The sequence below is a fragment of the Nocardia sp. NPDC051900 genome (assembly GCF_044452545.1).
Taxonomy (GTDB): domain Bacteria; phylum Actinomycetota; class Actinomycetes; order Mycobacteriales; family Mycobacteriaceae; genus Nocardia; species Nocardia sichangensis.
Genome location: NZ_JBITBU010000016.1, coordinates 1 through 16,400, shown reverse-complemented (window position 1 = coordinate 16,400; position 16,400 = coordinate 1). Strand labels below are relative to the sequence as shown.

The 16,400-nt window shown below is 70.7% G+C and carries 12 protein-coding genes and 1 pseudogene; 4 read left to right on the top strand and 9 right to left on the bottom strand.

Annotation, left to right across the window (positions count from 1 at the left end):
• Window positions 1-41: 41 nt before the first annotated feature.
• On the bottom strand, window positions 42-686 hold the full coding sequence (locus tag ACIA5H_RS25585) for a TetR/AcrR family transcriptional regulator (protein ID WP_397077779.1): 645 nt from the start codon (window positions 684-686) through the stop codon (window positions 42-44).
• A 169-nt stretch (window positions 687-855) separates the two neighbouring features.
• Here ACIA5H_RS25585 and ACIA5H_RS25580 point away from each other — a divergent pair, with 169 nt between their 5' ends.
• The gene (locus ACIA5H_RS25580) at window positions 856-2,268 is read left to right on the top strand and encodes an NAD(P)/FAD-dependent oxidoreductase (RefSeq protein ID WP_379255813.1); all 1,413 of its coding nucleotides are present in this window, start codon (window positions 856-858) and stop codon (window positions 2,266-2,268) included.
• Window positions 2,261-4,051, top strand: coding sequence for an FAD-dependent oxidoreductase (locus tag ACIA5H_RS25575; RefSeq protein ID WP_397077776.1), 1,791 nt, complete (start codon window positions 2,261-2,263; stop codon window positions 4,049-4,051). Before ACIA5H_RS25580 ends, ACIA5H_RS25575 begins: the two co-directional genes overlap by 8 nt.
• Before the next feature lie 51 nt (window positions 4,052-4,102).
• On the opposite strand, the gene ACIA5H_RS25570 is transcribed toward ACIA5H_RS25575, so the two are convergent.
• The gene (locus tag ACIA5H_RS25570; protein WP_379255815.1) at window positions 4,103-4,882 is read right to left on the bottom strand and encodes an alpha/beta fold hydrolase; all 780 of its coding nucleotides are present in this window, start codon (window positions 4,880-4,882) and stop codon (window positions 4,103-4,105) included.
• A 217-nt stretch (window positions 4,883-5,099) separates the two neighbouring features.
• Window positions 5,100-5,513 carry a hypothetical protein gene (locus tag ACIA5H_RS25565; protein WP_355080529.1) on the bottom strand — a complete coding sequence of 138 codons (414 nt, stop codon included), beginning with the start codon at window positions 5,511-5,513 and terminating at the stop codon, window positions 5,100-5,102.
• 221 nt (window positions 5,514-5,734) lie between these two features.
• Between ACIA5H_RS25565 and ACIA5H_RS25560 the strand changes: the two genes are divergently transcribed.
• Both ACIA5H_RS25560 and ACIA5H_RS25555 read left to right on the top strand, forming a co-directional pair.
• Window positions 5,735-8,347 (top strand): LuxR C-terminal-related transcriptional regulator, encoded by a 2,613-nt coding sequence (locus ACIA5H_RS25560; protein ID WP_397077773.1) that lies wholly within the window; start codon window positions 5,735-5,737, stop codon window positions 8,345-8,347.
• A 57-nt stretch (window positions 8,348-8,404) separates the two neighbouring features.
• Window positions 8,405-10,060, top strand: a complete 1,656-nt coding sequence (locus ACIA5H_RS25555) for an alkaline phosphatase D family protein (protein WP_397077771.1) — start codon at window positions 8,405-8,407, stop codon at window positions 10,058-10,060.
• 15 nt (window positions 10,061-10,075) lie between these two features.
• On the opposite strand, the gene ACIA5H_RS25550 is transcribed toward ACIA5H_RS25555, so the two are convergent.
• From ACIA5H_RS25550 to ACIA5H_RS25525, 6 genes and pseudogenes are all read right to left on the bottom strand, one after another.
• On the bottom strand, window positions 10,076-11,218 hold the full coding sequence (locus tag ACIA5H_RS25550; protein WP_397077769.1) for a metallophosphoesterase: 1,143 nt from the start codon (window positions 11,216-11,218) through the stop codon (window positions 10,076-10,078).
• A gap of 76 nt (window positions 11,219-11,294) precedes the next feature.
• A complete protein-coding gene (locus ACIA5H_RS25545; protein WP_397077767.1) occupies window positions 11,295-11,519 on the bottom strand; it encodes a hypothetical protein in 225 nt (74 codons plus the stop codon).
• 23 nt (window positions 11,520-11,542) lie between these two features.
• Window positions 11,543-12,535 (bottom strand): tryptophan synthase subunit beta, encoded by a 993-nt coding sequence (locus ACIA5H_RS25540; protein WP_397077765.1) that lies wholly within the window; start codon window positions 12,533-12,535, stop codon window positions 11,543-11,545.
• Window positions 12,536-12,702: 167 nt separating this feature from the next.
• Entirely contained in the window at window positions 12,703-13,926 is a 1,224-nt protein-coding gene (locus ACIA5H_RS25535; protein ID WP_397077763.1) for a serine hydrolase, read from the bottom strand.
• 70 nt (window positions 13,927-13,996) lie between these two features.
• Window positions 13,997-15,217 (bottom strand): hypothetical protein, encoded by a 1,221-nt coding sequence (locus ACIA5H_RS25530; protein WP_379256379.1) that lies wholly within the window; start codon window positions 15,215-15,217, stop codon window positions 13,997-13,999.
• A gap of 522 nt (window positions 15,218-15,739) precedes the next feature.
• Window positions 15,740-16,400: pseudogene (locus tag ACIA5H_RS25525) on the bottom strand (lytic transglycosylase); the annotation flags it as partial.

The window sequence follows — 16,400 nt, the reverse complement described above, 5'->3', positions numbered from 1 at the left end:
CGACTGTAGCAATGGGACCGCTTGTGCCGCCGAGTGATCCGTCAGGAGGACGGTGCGTCGCCGTATACGGTCAACCAGATGGCGCGGCCCAGCGCCTCCGCCAGGGCGTCGTCGGTGACTCCCGACCCGGACGAGAAGCTCGCCGCGATCGCCCGCTCGATCATCGAGGTGAGCACGATGGCGGTGGCCTGCGGGTCGATCGCCGGGCTGATCCGGCCCTCGGCCAGCTCGGTCTCCAATCGCGATCGCACCACTCGCACGAACTCCGCGACCCGCCCGCGCCAATACGCGCCGACGTCGCGGTCATAGGCGGCCACCTCGCTCAGCGCCAGCAGCAGGGAGCGGTGCTCGCGGAAGCCCGCGATCATGGTTCGCACGGCAGCCACCACACCGGCCTGTCGCCCGCTGTGCTCGGCGAGCCACCAGCGCTCGGCGGCCTCGAACAGATCGGCCGTGGCCAATTCTGCCATCCTGATCAGCAGCTGACTCTTGTCCGGGAAGTACCGGTAGAACGTCGACCGTGCCGACTGCGACGCGGCGGCGATCCGGTGGACGGCGATCTCGGTGTAGGGCGTGCCGTCGGCGAGCAACTCCTCCACCGCGGCGAGGACACGTCGTTCGAATTCCGCGCGCCGGTCATCGACCGGTTTCCGCGCGCTTCTGGGGACTCGGGTCAGCGAGGGCATCCGGCTCCTCTCTGCGGCGCGGCGGCCGCCTTACTCGGCTGTGCCGGTCGGGTGCGTCCCACCATGGCGTCCATTCTGCCGACACGGCACCGATATTGACATTCGGGCACACACGGCTCACGATCGATCGGACACAGTGTCCGAGACTATCTGACCGAGGTGTTCGGGGATGCGCGGATCCTCCTCTCCGGCAATCGAGTACACCGACGTGGTGGTGGTCGGCGCGCGCTGCGCGGGCTCCGCGGCCGCCATCGCGTTCGCCACGGCGGGGCGGGACGTCGTCGCGCTGGACTCGGCGCGCTTTCCGTCCGACACCCTTTCGACACACCTGCTGTGGCCCGCCGGCCTGGCCGAACTGCGCCGCGTGGGCGCTCTAGAGCGCGTCCTTCGGCTCGGCGCGCCCCCGCTGACCACGGCCTTCGCCGATGGTGGCGGCCTTCAGGTCCGGTCGTCGTTCACACCGGTGGACGGCATCGGCCACGCGATGTGCGTGCGGCGGACCGGATTGGACGCCGCGCTGGTGGCCACCGCCGTCGCGGCCGGAGCGCGGATCCGAGAGGGCGTCCGGGTCACCGACCTGGTGTGGTCCGGCGGTCGCTGCGTCGGCGTCCGCTACACCGAAGCCGGTGGCGTGCACGAGGTGCGCGCCCGCTTGATCGTCGGGGCGGACGGCCGCCGCAGTACGGTGGCCCGGCTCGTCGGCGCCGCCCCGCCCCGGTTGTCCGCACCGAGCGGGCGGGACTGCTACTTCGCGTACTGGCACGACGGCGCGACCGACCAGCGGCACGTCGCCGCGCAATGGCGCTGCGGTCCCGACCTCGGCACCGCGTTCCCCTGCGACGACGGTCTGCTGCTCAGCCTGGTCCAACCGCCCGCGCAGCCTCCCGAGCCGGGCGCCGGCCGGGCCGAGCGCCGGTATCAGGAGGCCATCGACCGACTACCGGGTCTTGGGCTGCGGCTGCGCGACTGCCGCAGAGTCGGGCGAGTGCGTGCGGCCACCGGCCTGGCGTCCTACTTCCGGCGCTCGACCGGGCCGGGCTGGGCGCTGCCGGGTGACGCGGGCCATTTCAAGGACCCGGTGACCGCGCAGGGCATACGCGACGCCTTGCGCTACGGCCGGTTGCTCGGCGAACTCGCCGCACCCGCCCTCGACGACACCGCGCATCTCGACATCGTCCTGACCGCGTGGGAACAGCTGCGCGATCGCGAGTGCCTAGGCGTCTACCAGTGGACCAACCGCCTGGCCCGGGGCACGGCGATGCGCCCGCTGGAGTTCGAGCTCTACCGCAAGGCCGCCGGCGACCCCGTGCTGGCCGACCGGGTCACCGAAGTCTTCTCCCGCACCGTCGAACCGAAGGACGTCTTCACTCCCGCACGCGCCGCAGCGTTCGCGGCGGGAGCGCTGCGCGACTCGTGGCGGGCACCGTGGCCCGTCCTCGCCGACCTGGTCGGCGAATGCCGCGACACGGTCTCCGAACGAAGGGAAGCCCGGGCCTTCACCAGCACCGGGCCCGCCGACGCCATCCCGTCCCGGCCGCCGCGAGACAGTCTCGCGGCATCTTCAGGAGATCGACATGCATGACCCGCGCCCTCGGCCGACCCTGGACCTCACCCGCCGCGACCTGCTGCGCGGCGCGCTCGCGGCGGGAGTCTCCGTCGCCGCCGCCCCAGCCCACGCCGCACCACCGGAAGTGCGCCGAACGCCAGGACTACGCACCGGCGGAAAGTCGGTCGCGGTTCTCGGCGGCGGAGTCGCCGGGCTCTCGGCGGCACACGAACTGATCGAACGCGGCTACGAGGTCACCGTGTACGAACCGGCGTTCCTCGGCGGCAAGGCACGCAGTATGGGCGTGCCGGGCACCGGCGCCGACGGCCGCGCGGACCTGCCCGGCGAGCACGGCTTCCGGTTCTTCCCCGGCTGCTATCAGAATCTTCCGGACACCATGCGCCGAATTCCGTTCCCCGGCAATGCCGATGGCGTGGCGGGCAACCTGGTTCGCGTCGAGGGTACGGTCGCGGGATTCCGCGGCAGGCCGCCACTGTTTGCACCGGTCGATTTCGGGGGCCTCGACCAGCTCACACCACAGCGCATACAGAACACGCTGATCGGCGCCTTCGGCTTCATTCCCGAACTGCCCCCGGCCGAACTGGCGTTCTTCGCCAAACAGATGGCCGTCTGGTTCACCTCGTGCACCGAACGGCGGTTCGGGCAATGGGAATACGTGACGTGGGAACAGATCCTGCGCGCCGAAGGCAAGTCGGCGGCCTACCGCGAATACCTCGTCAGCGCCCTCACCCGCATCACCGTCGCGGCCAAACCCCAGTCGAGTTCGGCCCGCACGATCGGCACCATCGGGGAGGCCCTGGTCCTGGCGGGAACCGGGGCGATCCCGCAATACTCCGCCGGTATCGACCGTATTCTCAACCGCCCCACCAACGAAGCCTGGATCGATCCGTGGGTGACGCACCTGCGGTCGCGGGGCGTGCAATTCGTGCTGGGGCAGCGGGCGAGGCGGCTGGAGCTGCGAGACGGTCGGATCGCCTCGGCAATCGTCACCGATCCCAGCGGCCGCTCCAGCGCGGTCACCGCGGACTGGTATCTGTGCGCGATGCCGGTGGACAAGGCGGTCGCGCTGCTGAGCGACGAGATCATCGACGCCGACCCGCATCTGGCAGGCATGCGCGAACTCCGGACCGATTGGATGGTCGGCATCCAGTACTACCTCTCCCGCCCGACCGAATTGCCGGAAGGCCACATCGCCGCGCTCGGCTCGCCGTGGGCGCTCACCGCCTTGCGTCAAGCGCCGATGTGGGTAGGCGACTTCGCCGCCCGGTACGGCGACGGCACCGTGCGGGAATGCCTTTCGGTGGACATCTCCGACTGGGACTCCCCAGGCATCCGCTTCCACCGAACGGCCAAACAGTGCACCGCCGCCGAGATCGCCGAAGAGGTGTGGGCACAGCTGAGCGAATGGCTCAACACCGGCACGGGCTGGCTGCGTCCCGAGGACATCCGCTACTGGCATCTGGACCCCGGAGTCAGCTGGACCGCGAGCGGCATCCACAACGAAACCCCACTGCTGGTCAACACCGTCGGCTCCTACGACCATCGCCCGGAGGCCCGCTGCGCTGTGCCGAACCTCTTCTTCGGCGGCGACCACGTGCGCAACAACATCGACCTCGCCACCATGGAGGGGGCCAACGAATCCGGCCGCGCCGCCACGAACGCGATCCTCGACGCCGCCGACGATCCCGCGCCCCGCGTCCCGGTCTTTCCCTTGGTGTCCCTGCCGGTCTTCGACCCGTGGAAACGCATCGACGCCGACCGCTACCGCGCCGGACTGCCGCACCTGCTCGACGTGTGAGCGGCCCGTTCCCATGGAGCGTGAGCCGCGGCCGCGCGAATCAGGGCAGCCCTAGGATGCCTCGGCGGCGGTCATGCTCGTGGTGGTCAGGATCGTCTGTGCGACCAGCTCGGGGTCGTCGATCATCGGAACGTGACCGGTGTCCGGCAGAACCGAGAACGCGGCCTCGGGCAGCCGCGCCCGCGCGATCGGTAAGTGGATCTGCGCGGGCAGCACACGATCGTGCTCCGACCAGGCCACCCTGATCGGGCACGGCAACGGGTCCAGCGCGGCGATCTGTTCGTCGGTGCCGAGCAGATCGGCGGTGACGGTGCAGCCGAGCAGGTCCCGGAGGAACGTCATGGCCTGCGCCGCGCAGGCGCGATCACCGTGGACGGCGATGTTGCGCAACGCCGTTCGCCGCACCACCGCGCTGCGCAGGCCCACCGGGGCGAGGAAGCCGAGCAGCCGCCCGGTGCTCACCTCGCGGGCGATGCGGCGGGTCGCGGCCGAACGGCTTCGGCCCCCCGCTTCCCAGAAGCCCGCTGGCGAGAGCGCGCAGACGGTCTCGGCTCGCCCGCGCCGGGCCAATTCGATGGCCATCCAGCCGCCCAGCGAATTACCCGCGACGTGTACCCGGCGCAGTCCGAGCCCGTCCAGCCGCCGTTCGATGTCGTCCACCAAGTGCTCGACCCGGGCCGGACGCCGCAGGGCCTGCGGTCCGCCCCGATGCCCGACCGCGGTCGGCGTGATCACCTCGTGCCGCGCGGCGAGCAAGGGTGTGACGTCATCCCACACCCGTTCGGACATCGTGACACCGTGCAGGAGAACGAGCGGGGGCTTGCTGGGCATTGGCGTCCCTTCGAATTCGTAGTGCGGTCTCGAAGGTGGATACCACAACCTCACCTATGGGGGCAGCGGAAACCCCGACTTCACCGGGCGATCGCCGGAGTTTGCTCTCCGCAACGCTGCCCGCCGAGCCGGTATCGCCGCCACCCCCGTCCCACCCACACCGGCGGACCACGATTCCCGCACGCCGGAGTAGTGACATGCCACAATGTTCGCCCGGTCAGACGGCTTCCGGACGCCAGGTGGCGACCGCCCAGATCACGACGATGTTCAGCGCGATCACCAGGATCGACCACGCCGGGTAGTACGGCAGCCACAGGAAGTTCGCGATGATCGACAGCGCGGCCAGGCAGATCGCCACCACCCGCGCCCAAGTCGCGCCGGTCATCAAGCCCAGCGCCGCGATGACCAGGAGGATGCCGAGCACGATGTGGATCCAGCCCCACGTCGTAGTGTCGAACTTGTAGACGTAGTCGGCGCCGACGACGATGAGTTCGTCCTCGGCGACGGCGGAGATCCCCTCGAAGATCGACAGCACACCGACGGTGAGCAGCAGGATCGCGGCCGCGATGGACGTGCCCGCCGCGATGCCACGGCGAACGGGGTGTGCCTCCGGTTCGGTCATGTGCGTCATCGGTCGCCCCCTTTCTCGGGAAGTAATGGACGCCTTCCGAATCTCCACCAGTCGCCCCGTCCAGCACTTCACCCGTTTCGGATGACTCCGATATTTCGCGTTCGCGCGAAATGAAAGTTCCATAACGACGACACACGATCTGATCGAGCGGACTTCGCACCGGGTATGTTCCGCTACCGAGGCGCGGTAGTGATCTGCCAGCACACGGCCCGGGAGGCACGGTGACCACATCGCACGTCCCCGCTCTACGCCGCATCCCCGCCGCGGCGCGGTCCGCTGCCGAAATACCGGCGTTGCCGTTCACTCCGATTCCCCGGCCCGATCTGTACGCCGCCGCCGACAGCATGTCCGGCACCGGGCACGTACTACTGCTGCGCGCACCCGCCGGGACCGGGAAGTCGGTGCTGGCGGCCGACTGGGCCGCCCGGCACGCCGCGGGCGGATCCGATGTCGCCTGGCTGACCGTCACCGAGCAGCTCGACGACGCGGCGTCGCTGTGGACGGTGCTGCACGAGCGGTTCGAGATCGCGACCACGACCGACGCCTGTCCCCCTGCCGCGTACGCCGCGGCGCTCGTCGAGACACTGGCCGCGCGCACGACGCCGACGATCCTCGTGCTCGACGACGCTCATCTGCTCACCGATCCGCTCCTGCTCGCGGGTATCGAATATTTCCTGCACCATGCGCCGCCCACCGTCACGACGATGCTGTGCGCCCGCTCGGCTCCGCCGATCCGCTGGCACGTCCTGGAACTGCACGCGCGGCTGACCCGCTGGGGCGCGGGCGAACTCGCCTTCACCGCGGACGAGATCGACGCGCTGTGCCGCCACCACGGGTGCGAACTCACCGGCGCCGAGCTCGATGCGCTCGGCGCCCTGACCCGGGGCTGGGCCGCGCTCGTGCGCATCGCCGCCATCCATCTGGCCGCCGGATCCGACGACCGCGCCGCGGCGCTCGCCGTTCTCGCCCGCCCGGCGCGCGCGGTCACCGATTTCCTGCTCGGGGAACTCGTCGAGGTACTGCCGCCCACGCTGCGCCGGTTCCTCACCTGCACCAGCATTCCCGTCGCGTTCACCGAGCAGCTCGCCGACGAACTCGTGGGCGGCGGTGCGGGGCACTCGCTGCACGAACTCGACCTGATCGGCTTCCCGATCGACTCGGTCGTGCGCGACGGCGACGTCTGGTTCTCCTGTCATCCGCTGGTGCGCGCCTATTTCCTCGCCGAAGCTCGCCGCCTCGGGCCGCACGTGTGCGCGGAACTGCATCGCCGGTCGGCCCGCTGGTTGCGGACCGCGGGGCTGCCCGAGACCGCGCTGCCGCATCAGCTCGCGAGCGCGGACCACGAGCAACTGTGCGAATTCTTGTCGGCGTGCGCGCTGCGCATGGTTCTCGACGGCACGGGCCGGACGCTGTTCGATCATCTGGCCCGTTCGGCGCCGGCGTTGCTCGACGACCCCTTTCTCTGGCTGGTGCGCGTCGTCGACGCTCTCGTCGCGGGCAGCGCGGCCGCCGCGGTGGCGTGCCTGGACACCGCGGCGGCGCGGCGCGCGGCCAAGGCCTCCTTCGCCGACGCGCAGCGGCTGGACGCGCTCACCCTCGCCGCGACCATCGACGTCGCGGCGACCACCGGGGCGGTGCTGCCCGAGTCTCCGGAGGACGTCGCGCCGACCGGCGATCCCGATCTCGACGCGTACACCGAGATCCAGATCGCCACCGCCTTCGTCGCGGGCGGCGCGGTCACGCGTGGAGAACAGTTGCTGCACTCCGGGCTCGCGCTGGCCGAGCACGCGGGGCGCCCTCGCCTGGTGCTGCGTGCGCTGACCCGGCTGGCGTTCGCCGCCGACGCCGTCGACGCCGCCACCGCGATGCGGGACCGCGCGGCGCGCGCGCTGGCGATCGCGGAGGAACACGGGCTGCTGGAGACCACCGACGCCGTCCAGGCGACCGCCGTGGCCGCTTACGGCGCCTACCTGCAAGGCGAGACGCCGGGCGCGGCGCAGATCGCCTCGGTGCTCACCGAGCGGGTCGACCACGACGGATCCCACGGTCCGGTCGCGGGATGGCGCGCGCACGTCGTGGGCCGCCTGCTCGAACTCGAGCGAGCCGAGGAGCAGTCGGCCGCGGTCGACGCGCTGCGCCGCAGCCTGCTCGTCCTGCTCGAGCACAAGGCGGTGCCCGCGGCGACCGGCAGCCTGATCCTGCCGGTGGTGTGGGCGCTGCTGCGCGTGCACGATGCCAGGACGGCGCAACTGCTGGTCGAACGCGCCCGCGGTATCGTCGGCGAACTGCCCGAGGTGCGGTTGGCCGATGCGGCACTGCACGCCGCGGCCGATCGTCGCAAGGCGACCTGCGCGGTGCTCGAACCACTGCTGGACCGCGCGGGCGAGCTGCGTCCGGTCAGCGCGGTCACCGGGTGGCTGCTCTACTCCGCGGCACAGCACGAGTCCCGCGCTCCGGCCAAAGCCCTCGCCGCGCTGGAGAACGCGCTGGGTTCCGCGACGCCGCACCGGCTGCTGCGGCCGTTCCTCGACGTGCCCGCCGCGATGCCCTTGTTGGACGGCTACGCGGGCCGTCTCGGCCGGGCGGAGAGCTTCGCGGAGTCGATCCGCCGTCATCCCGCGGCGCGGCGCAGGCCTGCCTACCCCGCCTTGACCCACACCGAGATGACCGTGCTCAAGCAGTTGCCCTCCGGTCGCACCGCCCAGCAGATCGCCGAGGACCTCGGGGTCTCGGTCAACACCGTGAAGACCCACCTGCGCGGCATCTACGGCAAGCTGGGCACCAATTCCCGCGTCGACGCGCTGCATCACGCTCGCCGCGGCGGCCTGCTCTGACGCCGCACCCGCTCGCGCGACGCCTTCCCGTCGCCGTACGCGGCTTTACGCTGATGTATGGCCCTCTCACGTCGGGAACTGTTCCGGTTCGGCGCCGCGGGGTCTGCCGCGGTCCTGGCGGGCACCGCAGCGGCGGGTAGTGCCCGTTTTCCGGCCCCGCGCCGGCTCGGCGATCCGTTCTCGCTCGGCGTCGCGTCCGGCGATCCCGCCCCCGACGGTGTGGTGCTGTGGACGCGGCTGGCCCCCGACCCGCTGGCGCCCGACGGCCTCGGCGGCATGCCGCTGCACCCGGTCACGGTCGACTACGAGGTCGCCGACGACGAGTACTTCCGCCGCGTGGTGGCACGTGGATCGGCGGTGGCCACTCGCGCGCTCGGCCACAGCGTGCATCCGGAGGTGCACGGGCTGACCCCGGATCGCTGGTATTTCTACCGGTTCCGGGCGGGGTCGGCCGTGTCGCCGGTAGGACGGACCCGCACCGCCCCGGCGCCCGGCCAGGCCCTGGCGCGGCTGCGCTTCGCTTTCGCCTCCTGCCAGTCCTGGAGTTCCGGCTACTACACCGCCTACGAGCACATGAGCCGGGAAGACCTGGATCTGGTCGTGCATCTGGGCGACTACATCTACGAGCGGGCCTGGCTGCGTGGGCGGGCGGGTGTCACGATGGGTCCCCACTTTCGCGACGAAGCCGTCGACCTGCCCGGCTATCGGCTGCGCTACGCGCTCTACAAATCCGAGCAACCGCTGCGCGCCGCCCACGCCGCGTTCCCGTGGCTGGTCACCATGGACGACCACGAGGTCGACAACAACTGGGCCGGTGACGCGCCCGGCATCGGCCTCGACATCTGGCGGGTGCCCGCCCTGTTCCGCAGGCGCCGCGCCGCCGCCTTCCAGGCCATGTACGAGCACCAGCCGCTGCGCCTGGCGCAGTTACCGTCCGCGGCGGGCATCCGGCTGCATCGCCGTTTCCGGTTCGGCGACCTCGCGGAGATCACCATGCTCGATACGCGCCAGTACCGCACCCCGCAGGCCTGCGGCGGCGCCGTGGTCAGCGACTGCGCCGAGCGCTTCTCTCCCGACCGCACGATCCTCGGTGCGGCACAACGCGATTGGCTGATCGACGGTCTGACCCACTCCCCGGCTCGCTGGCAGGTCCTCGGTAACCAGGTGGGCATGAGCCAGAACGACTCCGACCCCGGTCCACGGGTCGGCGTCTCCACCGACGCGTGGGACGGATACGTCGCCGACCGCAACGCGGTGCTGGGCGCCGCCGCGGCGCGCGGCGCCGGAAACCTGGTGGTGATCACCGGCGACCGGCACGAGAACCAGGCCGCCGACCTGCGGCGCGACTACTCCGATCCCGGATCACCGGTTGTGGCGGCGGAATTCACCGGTACCTCGATCACCAGCAACGGCGACGGAGTGGACCTGAGCGACAAGGGACGCGGTCTGCTCGCGGCGAATCCGGACGTCAAGTTCTTCAACGCCCAGCGTGGGTACGTCCGGGTGGAACTCGATCACCAGTTGTGGCGCAACGACTTTCGTGTCGTGCCCTATGTCCGCTATCCCGGCGCGCCGATCCGTACCCGCGCCAGTTACATCGTTCAGGACGGCATTCCGGGTGTCACCGAGGCGTGGAGTTCCGGCGATTCCCCTGCGCCGCCGTCGGCACCCGATGCCGTCAGCCGCGCCGACGCCGAGCCCGGCCCGCGCTGACCGGCGCCCCGGGGTTCACCCGGTCGCCGACTCCGCACGCAGGATCAGCACGGTGATCTCGCTCGGGGCGAACACCCGCAGCTGCGGACCCCAGAATCCGGTGCCCCGGCTGGTATAGAGCTGAGTGCGCTCGCTGTGGCGGCTCAGCCCGGCCACGACGGGCTGCTCGAGGCGAACCAGATAGTGGAACGGCCAGATCTGGCCGCCGTGGGTGTGGCCGGAGATCTGCAACGCCACTCCCGCGGCCGCGGCCTCCGCGACCTGCCTGGGCTGGTGGGCGAGCAAGACGACCGGAACGTCCGGGTCCGCCCCTGCGAGCGCGGCGGGCAGGTCGGGGCCGTGACCGGTCAAGCCGATGCCGGTTGGGTCGTCGATGCCCGCGATCACCAGCCGGTCGTCGCCGCGGCGCACGACCTCGTGCTGATTGTGCAACGGCTGCCAGCCGAGTGCGGCCATGTGCTCGATCCAGCCCTGCGCGTCACCGAAATACTCGTGATTGCCGGTGATGTAGAACCGGCCGAGTTCGGCCTCGACCTTGCCGAGCGGATCGACCTGCGCGTGCCGCTTCGCCACCGATCCGTCCGCGAGGTCGCCCGCGTGGCAGGCGATGTCGGGCCGTTGCGCGTTGACCACCTCGACCACGCGTTCCGACCAGCGCAGCCGGTTCAGCGCGGCGTAATGGGTGTCGGTCACGACGACCACGCGCAGTCCGTCCAGCGCGGAGCCGAGACCTGGAATCGCGACATCCACCGTGCGTACCCGCGGCACCCGGCGCGCCTCGATCACACCCCACACCACCAGCACCGTCGCGGCCGCGAGCACGCCCGCCGCGACGATCCGCGAGCGAGCCGGGTCGTCCACGCCCGCGACGGTCAATCCCGCGCGCGCCAGATTGCCCAGCACCGACCAACTGAACAGCACCCACATGACGCCAAGCAAGGTGTCGCCGACGATCGAGGCCGCGTCCGACTGCACGGGCCCGTGGCCGAGATACATCGCCGCGGGCAGGCACGCGAACCCGAGCAGGAACAGTGCCGAACCCAGCCAGAACAGCGGGCCGGATTCCTCGGTGGTCGCCGCAACCAGCGTCCACCAGGGCAGCAGGAACAAGACAGCGGGAATCGCCAGGAACAAGATCAGGCGGGGCACAAACTTCAAGAGGGCTCGTCCTCGTGCGCGGGTGTAGCGCGCGGTCCCTCTCCGGCGCCATGGGCGCTTTCGACCATAGCAGCGGTCATGCCACACCGAGCCGCTCGGCGGCCACGGTGAGATCCTTGTCCCCGCGGCCGGACAGGCACAGCACGATCAGCGAGCCCGCGGGAATCTCACCGCGGTCGGCCATCTCCATCAGGTAGCCCACGGCGTGGGCGGATTCCAATGCCGCGAGGATTCCTTCGGTATGGCTGAGTGCCTGCATGCCGCGCAGCGCCACCGCGTCGGTGGCGGCCCGATAGGTCACCCGGCCGCTGTCCTTCAAATGGCTCAGCTCGGGACCGACACCCGGATAGTCCAGTCCCGCCGCGATGCTGTGCGTCCGCGCGATCTGGCCGTCCTCGTCCTGCAGCAGATAGCTGTAGGAGCCGTCGATCTCACCCGGGCTGCCCATACAGAGGGTTGCCGCGTGCTCGCCGGTGTCCACCCCCGTCCGGCCGCTTCGACGCCGATCAGCCGCACCTGCGGATCGTCGGCGAACGGATGGAAGACCCCGATCGCATTGCTGCCGCCGCCGACACAGGCCAGGACGTAATCGGGCAGCCTGCCCTCGACGCGCGCGATCTGATTCCTGGTCTCCGTGCCGATCACCGTTTGGAAATCCCGCACGATCCGCGGGTACGGCGCGGGCCCAGCCGCGGTGCCGAACAGGTAGTGGGTGGTGTCCACGGTGGACACCCAGTCGCGGACCGACTCGCTGATCGCCTCCTTCAGTCTGCGCGAGCCGATATCGACCGGCCGCACCTCGGCGCCGAGTAGCCGCATCCGCATCACGTTCGACGCCTGGCGGCGCATGTCCTCGGTTCCCATGTAGACCACACAGGTCAATCCGAGCATCGCCGACACCGTCGCCACCGCGACGCCGTGCTGCCCCGCGCCGGTCTCGGCGACGATCCGCTTCTTGCCCATCCGCCGGGCCAGCAACGCCTGCCCGATGGCGTTGTTGATCTTGTGGGCGCCCGTGTGGGCCATGTCCTCGCGCTTGAGATACACGCGGGCGCCCGGCACACCCAGCAACTCTCCGAAGCGCCGTACCTGATGCAGCAGCGTGGGCCGACCGACCCGGTCCCGCAACAGTTCTCGATACTCGGCCACGGACCCGGGGTCGTCTCGCGCGAGGCGATAGGCGTCCTCCAGATCCAGCAGCGCGGCCATCAGGCCCTCGGGGACGAATCTGCCGCCGAACACGCCGAACCGCCCGCGTTCGTCGGGGAACATCTCGTGCCGGGGTGCGCTCACCGCCACGTCAAGGTCAATCCTCATCAACACCAACGCTTTCACCGCCAAAGAGCCGACGGGTCAGTCTGTTCCGCTAGCGCTAGCACAACCCGACGGGTTGGCAACAAGCGAGTTAACAGACTAAATCGTTCGGATGGCTAAGGCTTCTCACTGGTGGAGGCGATCGGCGCGGATGGGCGCCCGGTGCTTGGCTACCGGTCGGCAGGCACAGTGGCGGAGATCTGAGCGACCAGCTGCCACGGCCGCTCGGTGTCGGTGGTGGCCTTGCCGCTGGTGAGGATCGCCCCGGACAGCCCACGAGCCGGATCGGCCCACCCGTACTGGGTGGTCAATCCGCTGCGCCCGAAGTGCGACCCGGTGTCGCGGCCGAATTTCGACCTGCGCCCGCCGAGTTCGAACCCCGCCCGGCTGACACGTCCGGCGACACCGGGTATCCAGCGAGCCGGGCGCACCGCCTCGGCCAAGGTCTCCGGCCTGATGATGCGCCGTCCGTCCGGTGCGCCGCGCGTGAGGATCTCGTAGAACCGCGACAACTCCGACGCGGTGGTGATCAGATTGCCCGACGGCAATTCGGCGGTGAGGAAGGCGTCGGTCGCCGAGCGCGACGCCCGGTCCATTCGTCCGCCGATGGCCTTGCTCGCCAGAAAGGTCGCCGTGCGCGACGGAGCCGGACCGGTTTTCACGCTCGGCACGACTTTGCCGACGTCCTCGAGTCGCACACCGAAATTGGTCCAGCGGAAATCGAACGGCTCGAGCACCTGCTCGGTGAGATGGTCCCGCATCCGCTTGCCGGTGGCGCGCTGCACCAGCAGCCGCAGGATCAACCCGATGGTCAGCGCGTGGTACACGCGGAACCGTCCCGGCTTCCAACTCGGGACCAGGTCGGCCAGCCCACGCACGGCCAGTTCCTCGTCGAGCACCAGATCGACGCCTTGATACGGCGGTGTGACGAAGGGGATCCCGGCGGAGTGCGAAAGTACGTCACCGATCGTGATGGCGGCCTTACCGTTCGACGCGAACTCGGGGATGTAGCCGGACACCGGCTCGTCGAGGGTGAACGCCCCCTGCTCGACGAGCATGAACATCAGCGCTCCGGCAACGCCCTTCGCGGTCGAGAAGCCGCAGAACGGCGTGTCCGGGGTAGCCGGGATCTTGACCGCGTCCGGCCCGTCGCCCGGCGCGTTGCCCCAGCCGTGCCCGATGGCGCGATTCAGGACGATCCTGCCCTCGCGGCGCAGGCAGACCTGGATCGCCGGAGTCGTGCCCAAGCGGTACCACGCCTGCACCGACGCCCACAGCGCCTCCACGCCGGCGCGGCCGATCCCGGTCGCCGCGGGATCGTCTTCAGGGCCTCGGGTCGTCACGGCCTCCAGGTCGTCGACGATCGCCACCGATCCCACCGTTGGTGCGCTCACCCGGCCAGCTTATCGACCGGCCGCAGGTACCGCCGCCCCGCCGATCACGGCGGCGGCACACCGATCGGGGTCAGCGGCCGTTCAGCCAGCTCTCCTTCAGCTTCGCGTGGTTGTCCCACCAGGCCTGAACCGCTGCCGGGTCGGCGTTCCAGGGTGGCGGCGGCGACTCGCCCGGGAACAGGAAGGTGTCGTTCGGGGCGGCGGCGGTCGTCGGTTCGGGGTATTCCGTCGTGGTGCGCGGGTGCGGCGGCGGTTGCTGCTCGGCCGGCGGCGGTTCGGGGCCAGGGGGCACCGGCAGGGGCAGTTGAGCCTGCGCGTTCGCGGGATGCGGCGCCGGCGGCTCAGGATACGGCTCCGGGGTGACCGCCGCCTCCGGAACGATGGACACGGGCGCCCGCTCCGCCGCCGGCGTCGGGGTCGCGAGCGCTGGATTCGGGTCGACGGGCTGGGGGGCGGTGAGGGACGCCTCCGCGGGGCCGCCGATCTCGGCGTCGGCCGGACGGTCCTCCCGCGCCTGCGCGACCGCGATCGCGGCTCCGCCCAGCAGTGCGGCGACGGCGGCCCCGGCGAGGATCACGCGGCCGCCATGCCTGCGATCGGCCACTGCCGGTTCCGCCGCGCGCCGGAACGGAGCTGCGGCGACCAAGGCCGCACCGTAAGCGGCGGCGTTGGCATGGTCGGGCACCACGATGACCGGGGCGTCGAGCCCGGTCCGCAGCGCGGAGACCACGTCCGGATCTCCCGCCGACGCGCCGCACAGCACAACGGCGTCGGGCCGCAGCGCGGCCGCCTCCAGGGCGGGCCGGATCCGATCGACCGCCGAATCCGCGCTCTCGGCGTCGACGACACCGGACGACCATGTGCCGGAAACCAGGATCTCGCCCCGATTCGGCCCGGCCACGAGATACGACGTGTGGTATCCGACGACCTCCGATACCAGCAACGTGTCGTACTCGCCCAGGCCCGGCATCTCCTCGAGCAGCGCGAGCAGCGCCGTCTTGGTCGACACCAGCGACGACGATCGCCACGTGGCCGACGAAAGTTGCGAGACGATTGCCCGCCGTTCGGCAACGGTGCGGTACGCGACCGCGACGTCATCGATTTCGGTGCGCGATCCCGCGGCGGACGTCAACGCGTCCAGCGTGGCGGCCACCGAGGCGGCGGTGGAGTGCTCGACCGGCTGTTCGATCTCGCGCAGCACGGCCGGGCGAGTGCCTCGTCGCGCCGTCGACGAGACCATCACACCGCGCACCACCGCCTGCTCCGCTGATATTCCGACTGTGGCCCTCATGAGATCACCTCTGCTCGACCGGTCTCGGTAAAGGTTCGTCACCGCGGCCGCCGGCGATCGGCGCCGGTCGGTGCACCGGACCACCCGTTCGCCGAGCGCCCACCGCACGAAATGGCGTCCTCGAAGACCGCTGGGTCTCTTGGGCGCCGCTGGTAGATGCCACGCGATAGCTACCGACCACAATACGTTGGTTGACGCAGTCCGGATACGCCTTTGCGGCAGCGTCGTGCACTCTCGCGCTTGCGGCCGCCTTCGAGTGCGTGCGATCTCTTACCGAAGTAGGCTCCCGCCGCCGGGCGAACCATGATCCGGCCCAGCCGGACGCAATGTTCGAAGAACTCCTTCAGTCGCCCGGCGACTTCGCCCACACTCGGATCGGATTTCGCGCATCCCTCCGGCGGACAAGCCGAGCGCAATGGGTCTGCGGCCGATGCCGCCGTTCATCCTCAGAACTACCGCCGTGACACCCCGCAGGCGGCATAGCGGCAGGCGATGCGAGCAGGCGGTGTGTCGGGCTCTGGGTCAGCCCGCCGGAGGCGGCGGGGGCGGCCCGGGCAGTGGGATGACGATGCCGAAGGGCAGGGTGATCCCGGGCTGCGGCGTGGGTGTCGGCTCTCCGGCGGGCACCAGTTCGGGCTCGGGTTCCGGCGCGGGCGGTGTGGTGATGGCAGGTTCGGGGTTGCGTGGTGCGCCGTCCCGCCGCGGAGCGTCAGGCGCGGGGCCGGTGGCGGTGTCCGCTCCGGGTTGCGTGCAGTCGACAGCTTCGGCACCGGCAGCTTGCGGAATGCCTTCGGCCTCGGCACTGTTCACGTCCGGGCCGGGGAGCTGCCCGGGGGCCGCGCCGTACCGTTGCCCCGGCGCCAAGGGGATGCGCCCCGCGCCGGGCTGTCCCGGTTGCGGCATCGGAGCGGGAACCGGTTGCGCGACACAGGGATTCACCGGCGGCGGAGGCGGGCAGAAGATCCCGCACGGGATCGGCGGCAGACCGGGAAGCGTGATCATCACCTGCGTCGGCGCATACTGCCGCTGCGGCGGCGCCGACGTCTGCGGCGTCACTTCCGGCGCCTGCACCAACGTGGTGACCGCGGTCATGTCCGTGCCCGGCCCCACCGGCGGCAACGACCCCGGCGCCACCAGATCCGGCGACACCCGCACCTGCGTCGGCGAACCACCCGACCGATAC